Annotated in this window: 14 protein-coding genes and 1 pseudogene; 6 read left to right on the top strand and 9 right to left on the bottom strand. The window is 63.5% G+C overall.

The genetic code is table 11. The features are described 5' to 3' along the window. Nucleotides 1–7: 7 nt before the first annotated feature. Entirely contained in the window at nucleotides 8–598 is a 591-nt protein-coding gene (locus tag EP237_RS04440) for a DUF924 family protein (protein WP_127558537.1), read from the top strand. Nucleotides 599–733: 135 nt separating this feature from the next. After that, nucleotides 734–2,128, top strand: a complete 1,395-nt coding sequence (lpdA, locus tag EP237_RS04435) for a dihydrolipoyl dehydrogenase (protein WP_127558535.1) — start codon at nucleotides 734–736, stop codon at nucleotides 2,126–2,128. Nucleotides 2,129–2,203: 75 nt separating this feature from the next. On the opposite strand, the gene EP237_RS23900 is transcribed toward lpdA, so the two are convergent. The 3 genes and pseudogenes from EP237_RS23900 to EP237_RS04425 all read right to left on the bottom strand — a co-directional run bounded on the left by EP237_RS23900 (nucleotide 2,204) and on the right by EP237_RS04425 (nucleotide 6,317). Next, entirely contained in the window at nucleotides 2,204–3,598 is a 1,395-nt protein-coding gene (locus EP237_RS23900; RefSeq protein WP_476703632.1) for a hypothetical protein, read from the bottom strand. Nucleotides 3,599–5,465: 1,867 nt separating this feature from the next. After that, nucleotides 5,466–5,870: pseudogene (locus EP237_RS23895) on the bottom strand (vWA domain-containing protein); the annotation flags it as partial. Between the two features lie 84 nt (nucleotides 5,871–5,954). Further along, nucleotides 5,955–6,317: a rhodanese-like domain-containing protein gene (locus tag EP237_RS04425; protein WP_127558531.1), complete on the bottom strand. Its 363-nt coding sequence runs from the start codon at nucleotides 6,315–6,317 to the stop codon at nucleotides 5,955–5,957. A 254-nt stretch (nucleotides 6,318–6,571) separates the two neighbouring features. Here EP237_RS04425 and uvrA point away from each other — a divergent pair, with 254 nt between their 5' ends. Next, entirely contained in the window at nucleotides 6,572–9,430 is a 2,859-nt protein-coding gene (gene uvrA, locus EP237_RS04420) for an excinuclease ABC subunit UvrA (RefSeq protein ID WP_127558528.1), read from the top strand. Nucleotides 9,431–9,734: 304 nt separating this feature from the next. Here uvrA and EP237_RS04415 read toward each other — a convergent pair whose 3' ends face one another. Continuing rightward, the gene (locus EP237_RS04415) at nucleotides 9,735–10,904 is read right to left on the bottom strand and encodes a cytochrome P450 (RefSeq protein ID WP_127558526.1); all 1,170 of its coding nucleotides are present in this window, start codon (nucleotides 10,902–10,904) and stop codon (nucleotides 9,735–9,737) included. A 153-nt stretch (nucleotides 10,905–11,057) separates the two neighbouring features. Here EP237_RS04415 and EP237_RS04410 point away from each other — a divergent pair, with 153 nt between their 5' ends. Beyond that, nucleotides 11,058–12,278, top strand: coding sequence for a DVUA0089 family protein (locus EP237_RS04410; RefSeq protein WP_127558524.1), 1,221 nt, complete (start codon nucleotides 11,058–11,060; stop codon nucleotides 12,276–12,278). Nucleotides 12,279–12,324: 46 nt separating this feature from the next. Here EP237_RS04410 and EP237_RS04405 read toward each other — a convergent pair whose 3' ends face one another. The 4 genes from EP237_RS04405 to EP237_RS04390 all read right to left on the bottom strand — a co-directional run bounded on the left by EP237_RS04405 (nucleotide 12,325) and on the right by EP237_RS04390 (nucleotide 17,021). Next, the gene (locus tag EP237_RS04405) at nucleotides 12,325–14,787 is read right to left on the bottom strand and encodes a penicillin acylase family protein (RefSeq protein ID WP_127558522.1); all 2,463 of its coding nucleotides are present in this window, start codon (nucleotides 14,785–14,787) and stop codon (nucleotides 12,325–12,327) included. Between the two features lie 118 nt (nucleotides 14,788–14,905). Continuing rightward, the gene (locus EP237_RS04400; RefSeq protein ID WP_127558520.1) at nucleotides 14,906–15,463 is read right to left on the bottom strand and encodes a lipid-binding SYLF domain-containing protein; all 558 of its coding nucleotides are present in this window, start codon (nucleotides 15,461–15,463) and stop codon (nucleotides 14,906–14,908) included. A 120-nt stretch (nucleotides 15,464–15,583) separates the two neighbouring features. Next, entirely contained in the window at nucleotides 15,584–16,495 is a 912-nt protein-coding gene (locus tag EP237_RS04395; protein ID WP_127558517.1) for a lysophospholipid acyltransferase family protein, read from the bottom strand. A 94-nt stretch (nucleotides 16,496–16,589) separates the two neighbouring features. Further along, nucleotides 16,590–17,021, bottom strand: a complete 432-nt coding sequence (locus tag EP237_RS04390; RefSeq protein ID WP_127558515.1) for a protein tyrosine phosphatase family protein — start codon at nucleotides 17,019–17,021, stop codon at nucleotides 16,590–16,592. A gap of 193 nt (nucleotides 17,022–17,214) precedes the next feature. On the opposite strand from EP237_RS04390, the gene EP237_RS04385 reads away from it, so the two are divergent. Both EP237_RS04385 and EP237_RS23050 read left to right on the top strand, forming a co-directional pair. Beyond that, nucleotides 17,215–17,532: a TraR/DksA family transcriptional regulator gene (locus tag EP237_RS04385; protein WP_127558513.1), complete on the top strand. Its 318-nt coding sequence runs from the start codon at nucleotides 17,215–17,217 to the stop codon at nucleotides 17,530–17,532. Nucleotides 17,533–17,649: 117 nt separating this feature from the next. Further along, nucleotides 17,650–17,808 carry a hypothetical protein gene (locus tag EP237_RS23050; protein WP_164744615.1) on the top strand — a complete coding sequence of 53 codons (159 nt, stop codon included), beginning with the start codon at nucleotides 17,650–17,652 and terminating at the stop codon, nucleotides 17,806–17,808. Between the two features lie 83 nt (nucleotides 17,809–17,891). Here EP237_RS23050 and hemB read toward each other — a convergent pair whose 3' ends face one another. Next, entirely contained in the window at nucleotides 17,892–18,890 is a 999-nt protein-coding gene (hemB, locus tag EP237_RS04380) for a porphobilinogen synthase (RefSeq protein WP_127558511.1), read from the bottom strand. Nucleotides 18,891–18,968 lie beyond the last annotated feature (78 nt).

The raw sequence follows: 18,968 nt of genomic DNA, 5'->3' as shown, positions 1-18,968 counted from the left end.
CACTGCCATGACAGACCGATTTGAGGATGTCCTGACATTCTGGCTGGAAGAGGCCGGACCGGACAAATGGTACATGAGCGACGACGCGTTCGACGCCGAAATCCGCGACAGGTTCCTGCCGCTCTGGGAAGAGGCAGAGGCCGGCAAGCTCAGTCACTGGACCAGCCACCCGCGCAAGGCGCTGGCGCTGATCATCGTGCTGGACCAGTTCCCGCGCAACATGTTCCGGGGGCAGGCCAAGGCCTTTTCCACCGACAGCAAGGCCAAGGCGGCGGCGTGCTACGCGCTCAAGCAACGGTGGGACGAACGGTTCGACCAGAACACAAGGCAGTTTTTCTACCTGCCCTTCATGCATTCCGAGGCTCTGACCGATCAGGACCACTCCGTGCGCCTGTCCTGTCAGAAAATGCCGGATCAGCGGGAAGACAAGCTGCCCCATGCCATCGCACATCGCGAGATCATTCGCCGCTTTGGCCGGTTTCCCTATCGCAACGAAGCGCTCGGGCGGACAAGCTCGGACGCGGAAAAGGATTTCCTTGAAAACGGCGGATATGGCAAGGTGGTGGAAGAGGCCCGTGCCGCCGCGCTTTGTAAATAGTTTAATCATTAAACATACAACTCGCCCGGCGCGGTAGATCTGCGTTGCGCGCAAGGCGGCTCTGCTCTGCGGGGCTTGTTTCGCGCGCATCAATGGTTTAACGTTAAACAAATTTCGACCGGAGGAGTGGATACAGTGGCGGCTCAGTCTTTTGATACAGTTGTAATCGGGGCAGGCCCCGGCGGCTATGTGGCGGCGATCCGCGCCGCGCAGCTTGGCCAGAAGGTCTGCATCGTCGAACGCGAGCATATGGGCGGCATCTGCCTGAACTGGGGCTGTATCCCCACCAAGGCGCTTCTGCGCTCTTCCGAGGTCTTCCACCTGATGGAACGGGCCAAGGAATTCGGCCTCAAGGCAGACAATATCGGCTATGACCTCGACGCCGTCGTCAAACGCTCCCGCGGGGTGGCCAAGCAACTGTCGTCCGGCATCGGCCACCTGATGAAGAAGAACAAGGTGACCGTGATCATGGGCTCGGCCACCATCCCCGGCAAGGGCAAGGTGAAGGTCGAAACCGACAAGGGCACCGAAGAGCTCACCGCCAAGAACATCGTCCTCGCCACCGGCGCGCGCGCCCGCGAATTGCCGGGGCTGGAGGCTGACGGCAAGCGCGTCTGGACCTACAAGGCCGCGCTGCAACCGCCGCATATGCCGAAAAAGCTGCTGGTCATCGGATCGGGCGCCATCGGCATCGAATTCGCCAGCTTCTACAACACGCTCGGCGCCGACACGACCGTGGTCGAGGTCATGGACCGGGTGCTGCCGGTGGAAGACGAGGAAATCTCGAAATTCGCCAAGAAAGCCTTTGAAAAGCAGGGGATGAAGATCCTGCAAAAGGCGATGGTCAAGAAATTGGACCGCGCCGCAGACAAGGTCACCGCCCATATCGAGATCGGCGGCAAGGTCGAAAAGCACGACTTCGACACCGTGATCTCCGCCGTGGGCATCGTCGGCAATGTGGAGGGGCTGGGGCTGGAGGCGCTCGGCGTCAAGATCGACCGCACCCATGTGGTGACCGATGAATACTGCCGCACCGGCGTCGACGCGCTTTATGCCATCGGCGACATCGCCGGGGCCCCCTGGCTTGCCCACAAGGCCAGCCATGAGGGCGTGATGGTGGCGGAACTGATCGCCGGCAAGCATCCCCACCCGATCAAGCCCAATTCCATCGCCGGCTGCACCTATTGCCACCCGCAGGTGGCCAGCGTCGGCCTGACCGAGGCCAAGGCGAAAGAGGCGGGGTATAAGGTCAAGGTCGGCCGCTTCCCCTTCATTGGCAACGGCAAGGCCATCGCGCTTGGCGAACCGGAGGGTCTGATCAAGACCATCTTCGATGAAAAGACTGGCGAGCTTCTGGGCGCGCACATGATCGGGGCCGAAGTGACGGAACTGATCCAAGGCTATGTCATCGGCCAGAAGCTGGAAACCACCGAGGAAGATCTGTTCGAGACCGTCTTCCCGCATCCCACGCTCAGCGAGATGATGCACGAGGCCAGCCTCGACGCCTATGGGCGCGTCATCCATATGTGATCCGCGCGTCATCGCAACTGAAAAGCCCCCGGAAGCGGAACGCTCCTGGGGGCTTTTTTCTACTGATATGCGGCCTTATTCCGCCGTCACCGTGAAGGGAACCGCGGCCAGCGTCCGACGATCCTGATTCATCACGTAGCGGATTTCGTAGTCTCCCGGCTCATCGGGAAGGTCCAGCCGCACCGGGTTGCCATTTCTCGTGTAGCTGTATTCCTCGTGCCCGCTCTCGCCGACGCGCGCGATGGCGATGAAGTCATTGCGGTAATCCGGCCCGTTATGGCTGACCATGATGGACCCGCCTGCAAGGCCGCTGCTGGCGGTTTCCAGCACCACCTCCAGATCGGTCACCGTGATCGGCACCCGCGCCTGAATGCTGCGATTCTGGTTCACGTAATAGCGGATCTCGTAGCTGCCCGGTTCGCTTGGCATCTGCAAACGCGACGGGCTGCCATCACGGGTATAGGCATAGGTTTCATAGCCATCATCCGACGGCACGGCCGCGGCGATGAAGTCATTGCGGTAATCGGGACCGTCCCAAGGGACCAGGATGGTTTCCCCCACTCTGGCGGTTTCGGGCGCGGTGACGGTCACAGACAGAGCCGTGACCTCGATCTCGCGCCGGGCGATGACCGTGCGATCCTGATTGACGTAATAGCGGATCTCGTAGCGACCGGGGGCGACCGGCATTTCCAGCCGGGCCGGGCTGCCGTCTCGGGTATAGGCGTAGTTTTCATACCCGTCCGGGTCGTCCAGCGTGCCGATCCCGATGAAGTCGTTGCGGTAGTCCGGGCCTTCCCAGGTCACGTTGATCGTGTCACCTGCGGTGGCGCTGTCGGGCGCCTCGATCCGCGCTGTTACCGCGGTCACGGAAATCGGGTGACGGGCGATCACGGTGCGATCCTGATTGACGAAATAGCGGATCTCGTAGTCACCGGGTTCCGTGGGCATCACCAGCCGGGACGGGCTGCCATCGCGGGTATAGGCATAGTTTTCATAGCGGTCGGGCTCGTCCATCCGGCCGACACCGATGAAATCATTCCGATAGTCCGGGCCTTGCCATGTGACCAGAACCGTCGCGCCCGCCTCGGCGCTGTCCGGCGCTTGCAGCGTGGCCCCGATCGCGGTCACGGTGATGGGGCGGCGGGCAATGACCGTCCTGTCCTGATTGACGAAATAGCGGATCTCGTAATCCCCCGGTTCCGTCGGCATGACCAGCGCGGCGGGGCTGCCATCGCGCGTGTAACGGTAGTTGGAATAGCCATCCGGGTCGTCCGGCACACCGATTCCGATGAAATCATTGCGGTAATCCGGCCCGGTCCAGCTGACCTGAACGGTTGACCCTGCCTCAGCCATGGCCGGGGCCTCCAGGGTTGCCGCAACATCGGTCACGGTGATCGCGTGGCGGGCAATGACCGTCCTGTCCTGGTTGACGAAATAGCGGATTTCGTAATCCCCGGGGTCCGTCGGCATGACCAGAGCCGCAGGGTTGCCGTCGCGCGTATAGCGGTAGTTGGAATAGCCGTCCGGGTCGTCCGGCACACCGATGCCGATGAAATCGTTGCGGNTGGCGGGCAATGACCGTCCTGTCCTGGTTGACGAAATAGCGGATTTCGTAATCCCCGGGGTCCGTCGGCATGACCAGAGCCGCAGGGTTGCCGTCGCGCGTATAGCGGTAGTTGGAATAGCCGTCCGGGTCGTCCGGCACACCGATGCCGATGAAATCGTTGCGGTAATCCGGCCCGGTCCAATGCACCTGCACGGTCGAGCCCGCAACGGCAGTGGCCGGGGCCTCCAGCGTTGCCACAACATCGGTCACGGTAATGGCATGGCGGGCAATGACCCGGCGGTTCTGGTTCAAGAAATAGCGGATCTCGTACTCACCGGGTTCCGTCGGCATCACCAGAGCGGCGGGGCTGCCATCGCGCGTGTAGGCGTAGTTGGAATAGCCATCCGCGTCCTCCAGCGGCCCGATGCCAATGAAATCGTTCTGATAATCCGGCCCGGTCCAATGCACCTGCACGGTCGATCCCGCAACAGCGGTGGCCGGGGCCTCCAAAGTCGCGACGATATCGGTGACCTCGATCATCCGGGTGCCGATCACCTCTTCATCGACCTGCATCAGGTAGCGCAGTTCATACTGACCGGGTTCAGCTGGGGCCTGAAGGCTGACCGGATTGCCCTCACGCACGAAGGCGCGGCCAAGGGTCGTGTCCTCACCCGGCACGGCGATCACGATCTGATCCGGTTCATAGCCCGGACCGGTCCAGCCCACGGCAAGCGTGCTGCCGATCTCGACGGAGTCGGGCGCCTCCAGCGTGGCGCTGGCGGGCGTCACGCTCAGCATCCGCGTGGCCAGGATCCGTCCAGTCGTTCCGTCGATATAGCGCAGCTCGTACTCCCCGGCCTGCGAGGGCACCCGCAAGGGCAGGGGATTGCCGTCAGAGACCGACGCGCGCGTCTGCGTGATGTCGTTCGAGGGCGTCACGGCAGTGATCACGTCCGTCTCGCCGCCCGGTCCATCCCATATCACCTCGATCGTCGATCCGGCGACCGCGCTCAGCGGGGCCTCCAGCGTGGCAGGCAGGGGCAGGGCGCGGATCGTGCGTTCTACCAGCACCCGGTTCATCGCCGGATGCACATATTGCAGCAGGTAGTCGCCCGGCTGATCGGGCAGCGTCACCATCAGCGGATTGCCATCGCGCGGGAAGACCTGAACGAAGCTTTGCGCCCGGTCCGAGGTGGCCAGCAGAATAAAGTCCTCCGCCGCGCCGGGGCCGGTCCAGCTTACGGGGACCGATGTGCCGATGACGGCCTCTTCCGGGGCGGTCAGGCTGGCCTCTGGCACCAGTTCCGGCAGTTCAAAGACAAATTCCTGCGGGCCGGGCAGGGTCACGGTGATCGGCCCGCCATGCTGGGTGCCGGTCGCCACGCGGGTCAGCCAGACCTGATAGGTGCCCGGTTCCAGATCGGTCTGCAGGCCGGGAGCTTCATGGCGGTCATAGACCACGGCCCCGGCCTCGTCGAAGATCTCCCAGACCAGCGGCGACACGGGCGCGGTCTGGCCTGGCACCACGACGGCGCGCAGGGTGACATTTGTCATCGGCGGCGGGGCGGGGGCGGTCGTGACCTGGGTCAGCGCCAGCGCCAGTTCCTCCGCATTCGATGCGGTCAGAAACTGCCCGCCGGTGTTTTCCGCCAGGCATTGCAGCTCGGCAATGCCCTCGGGCTCATCCACGTCGAAGCCGATCACATGGGCGGTAAAGTCGATCCCCGCCTCTTCCAGAGCACGTCCCACGGCGCAAGGATCGGCATCACAGGTCTCGCGCCCGTCTGACACGAGGATAACCGTCGCTGCGTTCTCGGTATAGCGCAGCTCTTCCGCCGCCTGGATCACCGCATCCGACAGGGGCGTGCGCCCCCTCGGGTTCACCGAATTGACGATCCGCGCAATTTCCTCGCGGTTGTTCAGCCCCGGCGGCACCATGGTTTCAATGTCGGTGCAATCCCCGCGCCGGTTATGGCCATACATGGTCAGCCCCAGTTCCATATTGTCCGGGATCTGGGTCAGGAGGTCGGTAATCACCTCTCGCGCGATGACGATCTTGTTCACCCCGTCGATCTGCCCCCACATCGAATTGGAGGCATCGAGGACAAGGATCGTGGCCGGATTGTTGTTGCTCTGCGCGGTCACAGGCAGAACGGAGAGGAACGACAGCAGCAGGGCAGTGAGAAGCGTGCGCATGGGGCATCCCGAAACATGAAGGTAAAACAATACCCTCATGCTACGCGAAAAATGCGTCTTCCGCCAAGTGGTCAGTTGCGGGTCTTAGCGCCCGACGCTGCCACCCGCCATCTGCCAATGGACCAGACCGCCAAGGTTATAGACCTCTTCCAGCCCCATCTGCCGCAGCATCCGCGCCGCCATCTGCGACCGGCTGCCAGAGGCGCAATATAGGACGACGGGTTTGCCCGCCCGGAATTCCGGCAGTTGCTCGGGGCTGGCCGGGTCGGCCTTCATGCGCAGGGCGGCAAGCGGCACATGCAGCGCACCCCTTGCTTTTCCGGTCGCTTTCACCTCTGCCGGTTCACGAATATCGACAATGGTGATGCGACCTGCGCTCGAGTCGCTGACCGCTTGCTGCGGGTCATAGGCGAGACTGGGTCCGTTGGATTGGAAGAAGCCGAACATGGCATACCCTCAAAGGCTTTAATGTTGTCATTGTCAATTAAAGGCGTTCTCCGAATTTATCAAGGCTGATCTCCGCAATCGCCTTGCCTGTCGGCGAAATCACGCAGATGTGACCAAGACAGCGGCATAACGGCGTCGCATTACGCTCAGAACGTAGGGGCCTGTGGATAAGGTTCACATAATGTTCTCAGTTTTTAGTTGGAGACTCACCCGCGCTCAACTATCTCTTAACCAGGATATCCCCGGGGGCAGGCATGGCCGAGCAGAAGAAGATCGAAGTGCGCGGCGCGCGCGAGCATAACCTCAAGAATATCGACGTGGATATCCCGCGCGATGAGCTTGTGGTGATTACCGGCCTGTCCGGCTCCGGCAAGTCCTCGCTGGCGTTTGATACGATCTACGCCGAAGGCCAGCGCCGCTACGTGGAGTCGCTCTCGGCCTATGCCCGCCAGTTCCTCGACATGATGGAAAAGCCGGATGTGGACCATATCAGCGGCCTTTCCCCCGCGATCTCCATCGAACAGAAGACCACCTCGAAGAACCCCCGCTCCACCGTCGGCACGGTGACGGAGATCTACGACTATATGCGTCTGCTCTTCGCCCGCGTCGGCACGCCTTACAGCCCCGCCACCGGCCTGCCGATCGAGGCGCAGCAGGTGCAGGACATGGTCGACCGGGTCATGGCGATGGAGGAGGGCACGCGCGGCTACCTGCTGGCTCCCATCGTGCGCGACCGCAAGGGCGAATACCGCAAGGAAATGCTCGACCTGCGCAAACAGGGGTTCCAGCGGGTAAAGGTGGATGGCGAGTTCTATGAACTCGATGAACCGCCCACGCTCGACAAGAAATTCCGCCATGACATCGACGTGGTCGTGGACCGGATCGTGGTCCGCGAGGGGCTGGAAACCCGGCTGGCGGACTCGCTCCGCACCGCGCTCGACCTCGCCGACGGCATCGCGATCCTCGAAACCGCGCCCCGCGAGGGCGACCCCGAACGATTCACCTTCTCCGAAAAATTCGCCTGTCCCGTCAGTGGCTTCACCATCCCCGAGATCGAGCCGCGCCTCTTCTCCTTCAACGCCCCCTTCGGCGCCTGCCCCTCCTGCGATGGCCTGGGCGTGGAGCTTTTCTTCGACGAACGGCTCGTCGTGCCCGACCAGACCCTGACGCTGGAAGACGGCGCACTCGCCCCCTGGCGCAAGGGCAAATCGCCCTATTTCCTGCAAACCATCGAGGCCATCGCCAACCATTACGGCTTCGACCCCGCGACCCCGTGGAAGAAACTGCCCGCCAATGTGCAGCAGGTCTTCCTGCGCGGCTCGGGCGAGGAGGAGATTCCCTTCCGCTACGACGATGGCGGCCGCGTCTATCAGGTCACGCGGACGTTTGAGGGCGTCATTCCCAACATGGAACGGCGCTACCGCGAAACCGACAGCGCCTGGATCCGCGAAGAATTCGAACGCTACCAGAACAACCGCCCCTGCGGCGCCTGTGGCGGCTACCGTCTGCGGGAAGAGGCGCTAGCGGTCAAGATCGCGGGTCTTCATGTCGGCCAGGTCGTGCAGATGTCCATCAAGGAAGCCGCCCAGTGGTGCGCCACGGTGCCAGAAAGCCTGACGAACCAGAAAAACGAAATCGCCCGCGCGATCCTGAAGGAAATCCGCGAGCGACTCGGCTTCCTCAACAATGTCGGCCTCGAATACCTGACGCTTAGCCGCAACGCGGGCACGCTCTCGGGCGGCGAAAGCCAACGCATCCGGCTCGCCTCCCAGATCGGCTCTGGCCTCACTGGTGTGCTCTATGTGCTGGATGAGCCCTCCATCGGCCTTCATCAGCGCGACAATGACCGGCTCCTGACCACGCTCAAGAATCTGCGCGATCAGGGCAATACGGTGATCGTCGTGGAACATGACGAGGAAGCGATCCGAGAGGCCGATTACGTCTTCGACATCGGCCCCGGCGCGGGTGTGCACGGGGGCAGGGTGGTGTCGAAAGGCACCCCGGCAGAGATTGCCGCCGATCCCGCCTCGCTGACCGGCCAGTATCTCTCCGGTGCCCGCGAAATCGGCATCCCTGCGGAACGCCGCAAAGGCAATGGCAAATCCGTCCGTGTGGTCAAGGCCTCGGGCAACAACCTGCAAGACGTCACCGTTGACTTCCCGCTTGGCAAATTCGTCTGCGTGACCGGCGTTTCGGGCGGCGGCAAGTCGACGCTCACCATCGAGACGCTCTTCAAGACCGCCTCGATGAAACTGAACGGCGCCCGCCAGACACCCGCGCCCTGCGAAACCGTCAAGGGCCTCGAACATCTCGACAAGGTGATCGACATCGACCAGCGCCCGATCGGCCGCACCCCGCGCAGTAACCCCGCCACCTATACCGGGGCCTTCACGCCCATTCGTGACTGGTTCGCGGGGCTCCCCGAGGCACAGGCGCGCGGCTACAAGCCGGGCCGCTTCAGCTTCAACGTCAAGGGCGGGCGTTGCGAGGCCTGCCAGGGCGATGGCGTCATCAAGATCGAAATGCATTTCCTGCCCGATGTCTATGTCACCTGCGAAACCTGCAAGGGCGCGCGCTACAACCGCGAAACGCTGGAAATCAAGTGGAAGGGCAAGTCGATTGCCGACGTGCTCGACATGACGGTCGAGGACGCGCGCGACACGTTCAAGGCCGTCCCCGCGATCCGCGACCGGATGCAGGCGCTCTCCCGCGTCGGGCTCGACTACATCAAGGTCGGCCAGCAGGCGACGACCCTCTCGGGCGGCGAGGCGCAGCGAGTGAAACTCTCGAAAGAGCTTAGCAAACGTTCCACCGGCCGTACGCTCTACATCCTTGATGAGCCCACCACGGGCCTGCATTTCGAAGACGTCAAGAAACTCCTCGAAGTGCTCCATGAACTCGTGGACCAAGGCAATACGGTAGTTGTGATCGAGCACAATCTCGACGTGGTGAAAACGGCGGACTGGATCATCGACATCGGCCCCGAGGGCGGCGATGGCGGTGGCACCGTGGTTGCCGAAGGCACGCCCGAAGAGGTGGCCGAGGTCGCTGCCAGCCATACGGGCCACTATCTCAAGCCGATGCTCCAGGGCCGGACTCTCGCTGCCGAATAGCCCTTCTTCTTTGCCCAAATACTCCCGCCGGAGGCATCCTGACGTCACCACCAGACCGGCCATCCGATCTGGCACACCATCCGTCTCCACAATCTCGTGGCAACGCGGCCTGACGAGGCCTCCGGCGTCAGCCGGGGGTTGAGGAGGGCCGCTCCCCGGTCGACGCCGGCAGGCGGCGAAACCGCCCTTTCGTATGCACGGGGGGTGTACAGGGGGTGTACGGGGGGTGCACGCCCGGCACCGCCCCGATTTGCGCCCGTCAGGGCGCCCGGATCGACGCGCCGCAGGCGCGGCGACATCGCTCTCAGCGCGTCACCATCAACCGCTCCAGCCCGTGGAAATGATAGATATCCGCATAGCGCGGCACCCCCGCCAGCCGCATCCCCGGACACCGCTCAAAGAGGATCGGCAGCGCAATCTGCAACTCCATCCGGGCCAGCGGCGCGCCGACGCAAAAATGCAGCCCGGCGCCAAAGGCCAGATGGGTGGCCGCGGCGCGTGAGGGATCGAAAAGCTCGGGCGTGTCATTCACATGCTCATCATGTCCGACCGATCCAAGCAGCAGCCCGATCTCATCGCCGCGCTGAAAGACATGGCCGCAAAATTCAATCTCTTCATAGGCATAGCGGGTGAACATATGCAGCGGCGGATCATAGCGCATGATCTCCTCGACCAGCGCCTCGGCATTCCCCTCCGTCACTACGCCGTTTTCCAGCATCGCTTTCACGCCATTGCCAAGCGTATGCACCGTCGCCTCATGGCCCGCGTTCAGCAGCAGGATGCAGGTGGTGATCAGCTCGTCCGTGCTCAGCCGCTCGCCATCCTCCTCCGCCGCGATCAGACTGGTGATCAGGTCATCGCGCGGGTCCTTGCGCCGCTGATCCACATAGCCGCGCATGAAATCCACGAAGCCTTCCGTCGCGGCTACGGCGGCGTCTTCATCTTCGCGGCTCCGCCCCGCCATGTACATTTTCACCATGTCATTGGACCAATTCAATAATTTCGGCCCCATCTCCTCGGGAACCCCCAGAAGCCGGGCAATCACGGTGACCGGAAGCGGGCGGGCGAAGGCGTCGAGCAGGTCGAATTCGCCGTCCGGAAAGGTGTCGATCAGCTCGTGGCACAGGCTCTCGATCCCGTCCTTCAACCCGGCAATCCGGCGCGAGGTGAAGGCGCGCAGAACCAGCGACCGCAGGCGCGAATGGCGCGGCGGCTCCAGTTCCAGCATGGAATGCGCCTCGACCGCGTAGAAGGGTTTCAGGTGTTCCGGGATGGGCCTGCGAAACTCCTCGGGCTGTTCGCGCCCGAACCGACGATCCCGCAGCACCGCGTTCACCGCCTCATGGGTCGTGGCGCAGGGCATCCCATACTCCTCCCACCAGATCAGCGGCCCGGCCGCGCGGGTGCGGGCATAGAACGGATATGGGTTCTGCACGAAGCTTGGATCTGTGGGGGATTGGCTGAGGCGCTGCACGGGGTCTTGTCCTTGTCTGTCTCGAAGCGCCACTCTGTCCCCAATCCCGACCCGCTGCAAGCCGCGCGAAATCGGGGCTGGCATGAGGGCGGCTCTGGGATAAGCTGAGCGACAAGGGGTCCTGACCCGGACCCGGTTTGAGGAGGATTTTCCATGACGTACAAGACTGGCACGGCCCTGGCGGGCGCGTTGATAACCCTGATGACCATGCCCGCCGCCGCGCAAGAGGCCGCCTGCGGCGCGGCCGTTCCCGCGGGTCAATGGGTGGGCAGCACTGCGGCCACATCCGATATCGCCACCGCCGCAGCCCCGTTCGATCTGGTGGGCGCGGTGCCGCCCGGCAGCTACCATGTGTCGAACTTCACCGTCTCGCAGCCCATGCCCGTCCGGGTCGAAGCACGGGGCCAGTTTGGCGGCGATCCGGTGATCGAGCTATACGATCAGGCGGGCACCATGGTGCTGACGGATGATGACAGCGGCGGCAATTTCGCCTCGCGAGGGGAACTGACGCTTTCCCCCGGCACCTATTGCCTGGCCACGCGTAGCTATGGCGGCGGGCCGATCCAGGCCGATATTCGGGTGGGGTTGGTCGACCACGCTGCCCTGACCATGGGGTCGGGCGGGTCGAACATCCAGGCCTGCACAGCAGGAACGCCTGCCACCCCACTTGGCAATGGTCCGATCGACCAGATCGCGGGGCAGGAGGCACGGGCCACCAACACCGTGAACGGCGCGCCCTATTACCGCTTCACCCTGTCCTCCCCCACGCCCGTGTCGATCCGCGCCGAGAACCAGAGCGCTGATCCCTATATCTATATCTACGACGCGCAGGGCCTGCTGCTGGATGAGAATGACGATTACAACAGCCTTAACGCCCGCGTGGATTTCCCCGAGCCGCTGCCCGCCGGCAGCTATTGCATCGGCATGCGGGCGCTGAACAATCCCGATCTGCCGGTCGAGGTGTCTGTTCAGGTCTATTCAGAGGCCAACATGATGCATGACCTTTACGTCAACGGCGAAGCCAGCCCGCCGCCCGATGGCAGCGCCTTCCCGGTGGTGCAGCTTGGCGATCTGTCGACGATGCTGATCAATGACGGCACGGTCGGGGCCGATGCCCGCTGGCTCAGCTTCAACGTGCCCGAGGGCGGGCTGGTGCTGATCGACGCGGTTGGCATCGGCATGTCGGACCCGATGATCGCGCTCTTCGACGGGGTGGGGCGCGAACTGGCCTTCAACGATGACGCCAACAACTCCCTCGATTCCCAGATTGCCGCGCGGGTGGCGCCAGGGACCTATATGCTGGCGGTGATGCAGTATCACCGGCAGAACGGGGCGATCCGGGTGGCGATCGAGCGCTACGTGCCGGCGCGCTGACCCCGGTCTCAAGCTAAGAGGAAAGCCGCCCTTCGGGGCGGTTTTCTTATCTCGGGCTCAGGGTGGTAATTCCGATATTGCCTGCGGCGGCAAGCTCCGGGTCCAGCGACATGGGGATGTACTCGCCGCGCCGCCACAGCTCTCCCAGGTTGTCGTAATACCGGCTGAGCGGATGGCCCGACTGACCTGTCGCGGTGATGAAGACCGAGCTGTCGGGATCGGCGAAATCATAGACCCCGCGATAGCCCGCCGCATGGACGTTGCGGAAGGGCGTGGGCAGCTCTGCCGTGGTGCGACCCCGATTGAGCGTGTTATCGCCGCCAGAGGTGGACTGGCGAATATTCACCGCCCATCCAAAGAGCGATGTGCCCCCAAGCACCTGATGTTCATGCACCGCCTCATGGGCGTCGCCCCATCTCCAGGACGAGATATTGCCGCCATATTGCTCGGTCAGGTATTGCAGCGCGTCGTCCAGCGCCAGGCGGGCGATATCGGTGCAGGTTTCCTCGATGGTGGAGGGCTGCACGTCACACCAGTCCGACGCGCCGTCGATATCGCGATAGACCCGCTCGATGAAAATCGGCTCCAGCCGCTGGAATTCGGACGCCAGCAGCCCCAGCTCATCCTGCACCAGCCGCTGTTGCAGGGCACGCATCCAGGCGGCGTAGATCAGCGGTTCCGGCAGATGTTCGTTCATCTCACCGTTCCAGGCAGCCAGCAGATCGAGCGCTTCGCCGCGCCTTGCCTCCGGTGTGCCTGCGGGGGCAGCCTGTCCGGTGAACCACAGCTCACGTCCCACCAGCGGCAGCAGGGTGCGCGCGGTCTGGGACACGGTGTCGAGCTGCGCCTCGATGAAGCTGTCGCGCGTGTGGACCTGCCGCGATTGCATCAGGTGTTCCCACCGGCGGATGCGCTGCGTGTCGCCCCAGGAATGGCTGACATGCAGCGGGTATTCCCGGTCGATCATCCGGTTGTTGGTGTTGCCAAGGATGCCGCCTTCGGGGTCCTCGAAATGGGGGTTGGCGAAATACTGCGTGACGCCCTGCCAGCGTTCCTCCGCCACCCATCCGCGCGAGGGGATGCGGCCCTGCGTTTCGCTTTCGACCAGCCGCCAGGGCATATGGCCGATGACCTGCATCGCGATCCGGTCGCGCGTGGCGATGGTCAGGTTCTGCGAGGGTGCCACGAAATACTGCCCCGCGGCCTGCGCCTCTTCGATGGTCCGTGCGCGCATCAGTTCCAGCCCGGTGCGCAGCGAGGTGTTTTCATCCGTGAAGGCGGTCCAGGCCATGGACAGCACGTGACCAGGCGGGGTGATCGTGTCGAAGTTCCAGTGATGGCCGGGGATGACCGGGCCATTCTCCGTCCAGCGCAGGGTGATGGTCACCGGCGTGCTGTCGGCCACTTCGATGATCGTGCGGCGGGTTTCAAATTCTGCCCACCCATCGGGCGTGCGGTATTCCTCGCGGTTGTCGGGGTTCAGTTCTTCTATAAAGAGGTCGATGTCATCCATGTAGGACGATGTCAGGCCCCAGCCGATCTCCTCTCCACGACCGGCCAGCACAATGGGCATGCCGGGCACGGTGCCGCCGATCACGCCGCCGGTGGTCAGCTCCAGCCGGGCCAGATACCAGATCGTTGGAGCGGTCAGTCCCAGATGCGGGTCATTGGCCAGCAGTGCCGCCCCGGTGGCAGAGCGGGAGGGCGCGGCGGCCCAGGCATTTGAGGCGCCCGCCAGACCCGGCCCCATATTGGGAAAGAGCGGGTCGCGGGGCGCCGTGTCGCTGGCCACATAGCGCGGCATGTCTGGGAACAGCGCCGCATATTCCGGCAGTTCCGCCACCGGCGCGCCGGGCGGGTCGGGCAGGATATCGGCCAGTCGCGCAGGATCGTTCAGCATCAGCGAGGTGCGCGCGCGCAGCACCTCGGTTTCATGGTGGCCCGCCAGTTGCAGCGCCATCATGTTTACGACCGCGATGGAATCGGCGGGCCTCCAGGGCGCAATCTCTGGCGAGAACAACAGCAGTTCCGGCGCGCCCCGGCCAAGCGCCTGATCCGCGACCTGCCCAAGCCAGGCGTTCACCCCGTCCGCATAGGCCTGAAGCATCGCCAGCGTTTCGGCATCCTGCGCATCGACCGACCGACTGGCATGGCCGTAGAGGTCGAGCCGGCGCATCAGTTCATCCAGCCTGAGAGTCCGCTCACCAAACAGCTCCGACAGGCGGCCCTGCGCGGTGCGGCGCATCATCAGCATCTGCCACAGCCGATCCTGCGCATGGGCGAAGCCGAGCCCGTAGAAGACATCGTGATCGGTCTCGCCAAAGATATGGGGCACATTCGCGTTGGTGCGCACGATCGAGACCGGAGCGTTCAGCCCCGAAACCCGCCAGTTCGCGTCATAGTCCGGGATCGAGCGCGAGAAGATCCACCAGCTTACGAACAGGGTCACAACCGTCAGCACAAGGGCCGCGGTTACGATCCGGATCATCCAGCGCAGGAAGGGGGCCATTCAGGTCTCGTCTCTTGGGGCAGGTCGTCAAGCGTCCGCACCCTAGCGACCTGCGCGGCGATTGCAACAAAAGAGGCGGCCGCAAGGACCGCCCCAACCGATCAAAACTCTGTTTCCATCAGGGAATGATACGCGTGTAGCGCTGACCTTCCAGCGTCGCGCCTGCAATCAGGCCCGCCTGACCGAAGATGATGGCCACGACCGGGCTGAGCAGCGCATTGGTATCGGTGCCGATATTGCCGCCCGATGTGCTGACCGCGTAGCGCACATCGCCGCCCACGGCCCAACCGGAGGAATAGCGGAAATCGCGCAACGCTTCCTCGGTCATGAAGAACAGGGCATGGGCATATTGCTGCGCGCCGATCTGCAGGCCGAAAGTTGCGGAAGCGGACGAGAAGTAATCGACCGTCGCGCCGTTGATCCGCAGCGCCCCGCGACCGTACCCGCCACCGATGCCGAACCCGGCTTCCGTGATCAGCGGAATGATCAGCACGCCTTCGGCGTCGCTCATCAGGTTCCGGGTGCCGGGGATATTGGCGTACATGAAGTCGATGGCGCTGTCGACGCGGGCGTCGATCCGGGCGCTGGCATCACTGCCAAGCCCGTTGCCGCACGCCGAAAGAAGCGGAACGCTGGCCGCCCCCATGATCAAACTGCGTCTGTTAAGGGTGCTCATAGTCTCTACCGCCTGTGTCTGTCCTCAGGATATTGGGCTTTTTCGCCCTTGATGCGCAAAATACGCATGTTTTCGCCTTGTGTCACGCCAATAGCGCCGGAAAGCGCAGGTTTTCGCCGATCACAGCCCCGCAGCGGCGCGGGCGGCCTGACGGTCCGGTTTCCAGCGGCGATGCACCCAGAACCACTGACCGGGCCGTTCGCGGACCTGGGCGCCGAGGCTGTCCATCAGGGCCTGCGTCATGGTTTTGGCATCGCTATGCGGCACGGGTGCTTCCAGCAGCACGTCGAAATCAATGCCGTTCTCAAGGCGACGTGCATAGATCGGGATGACCAGAGCATTGAACTTCAACGCAATATCACCGACCGACTGCGCCGTCGGGGCAGGTTTTCCAAGGAAATCCACCACAACGCCATCGGCAAAATACTGGTCGATCAGCAGCGCCCCATGTCCGCCCTCTTTCACATGGCGCATGAAATTGGCCAGCCCCCGGCGCCCGCGGGCAAAGGCGGGTCCACCGACCGCCTCGACCGTGCGGACATAGTGATCGTTGAAATAGCCGTTGTTGAGCGGCCTGTAGAGCCCGCCAAGATTGTAGCCCCGCACATTCATCGCGGCGCGGGCGGCCTGGTAGTTTCCGAAATGCCCGGACACGAACAGGATGGGCCGGCCTTCTGCCAGGGCCTTTTGCGCCGGGTCCAGCCCCGGCCCATGCGTGGTCCAGGTGGCGGCGCGGGCCAGTTGATCTGCGGTGGCATAGTTCTCGATGATCACCCGGCCCGCATTGTCCAGAACGGAACGGGCGATCCGGCGACGCTCGGACTCGGACATGTCGGGCCATATATAGGCAAGGTTCTTCCGGGCGCGCCGGGTATAGCCGGTCAGCGGCCCGACGAGATTGCGGGCGATCCAGCCCATGGTGGCAACACGCACCCGGTGCGGCAGCAGCAACAGCACGGCAATCACGGCCCGCGCGATGCGGTCCACGATCCAGTCACCCAAGGTGCGGCTTTGCTTGTCTTCTACAGCCATGGAGGGCAGCAATTCCTAGCAGGACGACCCATTCACGGGCCACCGGCGACCACACATAGACAGGGCGCGGGATGATCTCAAGCGGGCAGGGGTCTCAGCCCGCGCGGGCGGCCAGCGCGTCGATCTGGCCGCGCATGCCCGCCAGTTGATAGCCCGCGGCCTCGCCCGCGGCGATAATGTCATCGGTTGGCATCCGTCCCGCCTGTGCAAAGGCCCACATGACCGCCGATCGCATGCCCGAGGCGCAATAGGCCACGACCGGACCTTGCGCGCTGTCGATGGCCTCGGCCTGTTCTTCGACATTGTCCATCGTCATCGCCGCCCCGTTTACCGGGTTGAAGATGAAGTCGAGCCCCGCGGCCTCTGCGGCCTCCTGCATGGTGGCGGCCTGATGGCTTGGGGGCACTTCCATGTCGGGGCGATTGCAGATCACCGTGGTCACGCCTTGCGCCGCAAGTGCGGCCATGTCCGCCGGATCGAGCTGACCGGCAACAGAGTGATCATCAGAAAGCGGGCGCAGGTCCATCTTCGGTCTCTTCCATCTGGTCCATGATGCAGCCCAACCTGCCGTGCGGCGGGATGAATGAAAAGCCGAAAGCGCCGCGAATTCGCCGGTCCGTTGATCTCGGTCAAAGTGAGGGGGGCCACCGCGCGATAAGCTCCTGTCCAGACGCCGGAACATGGCGAAATGACAGAACAGCTCCGAGGAGGACTGGGAGATGATCGACCTCGCAAAACGCCGCGAAAGCATGATGAAGCGCCTCGATGCCCTGGACGTGAAGCTCCATGAAATCGAGGACGAGCTGGAAAGCCACAACACCCGTGATTGGGAAGAGGCGGCGGTTGAACGTGAAGGCGACGAGGTGCTGGAAGGCATGGGTGTGTCCGGCCAGCAGGAGATTCGCATGATCAAGGCTGCGCTCGAACGGATGGATGCGGGCGAATACGGATACTGCGTCAAATGTGGTGATGCGATCTCGGAGGATCGGCTGGAGGTGCTGCCTTGCACGCCCTTCTGCCGCAAATGCGCCACCTGACATGACGCAGGGATCGGCCAAGGGTGGGGACAACTGGCCGGTCCGGCGGGGTCGGGCCTTCGGGTCCGGCCCGCAAATCACCCACCCGGAATGTGATTTTTCATGGAGGACCGCAGAATGACCAAAGACAGCCCCAAGGCAGAGCAGACGAAGGGCCAGGACAAGGTCGATCCCGCCGCTGTCCAGACCGACACGCCCCGTCCCGCACCGCGCTGGAAACCCGATCAGGCCGTGGACGAGGAAGACGACGACCTGTTCAACGACATGCCGGTCTGATCCGGCGGCGTGGGCGTTCCCTCGACCACGCGCGCCTCGGAAGAAACCGCCCTGCCGATGATCCGGCAGGGCGGTTTTTTGTGTCAGCCGTTCAAGATGCGCGCCACCCGCGGTGCGAAATAGGTCAGCACCCCGTCGCACCCGGCGCGGCGGAAGCTCATCAGGCTTTCCATCATGACCCGGTCACCGTCGATCCAGCCATTCGCCGCCGCGGCCTCGACCATCGCGTATTCGCCGGACACCTGATAGGCGAAGGTGGGCGCGCCGAAGGCGTCCTTCACATCGCGGCAGAGATCCAGATAGGGCAGGCCCGGTTTGACCATGACCATATCCGCGCCTTCGGACAGGTCGCGTTCGACGCAGCGAAGGGCTTCGTTCCGGTTCGCAGGGTCGATCTGATAGGTGTTCTTGTCGCCCTTCAATGCGCCAGAGGCCCCCACGGCGTCGCGGAACGGACCATAGAAGGCGCTGGCAAATTTGGCGGCATAGGACATGATCGAGACATTGCCGAATCCCTCGGATTCCAGCGCATCGCGCATCGCCCCGATGCGCCCGTCCATCATGTCGGACGGTCCCAGAATATCGGCCCCGGCGCGCGCCTGCGCGAGCGCCATTTTCACAAGCGCCTCAACGGTTTCGTCATTGACGATGATCCCATCCCGCACGATCCCGTCATGGCCATTGGCGTTGTAGGGATCGAGCGCGATATCGGTCATGATCGCCAGATCCGGCACCGCGTCCTTGATCGCGCGGATCGCCCGGTTCGAGATATTGTCCGGGTCCCAGGCAATCTCGCACAGCTCGGTCTTCAGCGACGGATCCGTGTAGGGAAAGATGCAGATCGCGGGAATGCCCAGGTCGTAGGCCTCCTGCGCCGCTTTGACGAGGCAGTTGATGGAAAAGCGATGCACGCCGGGCATCGACGACACCGGTTCCTCGATGCTCTCGCCCTCGCGCACGAAAACCGGCCAGATCAGGTCATCGACCGACAGGCTGTTTTCCCGCACAAGCGCGCGGACAGAGGCGCTGGCACGGGTGCGGCGGAACCGGGTCTTGGGAAAAGGGGCCTGATTGTTGCGCATGGGGTCATCCTCGCCATCATGTGTTGCAAAATGGGGTGGCATGTTCGCGCAGTTTTCTCAAGGGCTGGAAACCCGCGC

It is taken from the genome of Nioella ostreopsis (assembly GCF_004000255.1).
Lineage (GTDB): Bacteria > Pseudomonadota > Alphaproteobacteria > Rhodobacterales > Rhodobacteraceae > Nioella > Nioella ostreopsis.
Note: the sequence above shows the minus strand (reverse complement) of the source record. Positions and strands in the feature narration are given on the sequence as shown.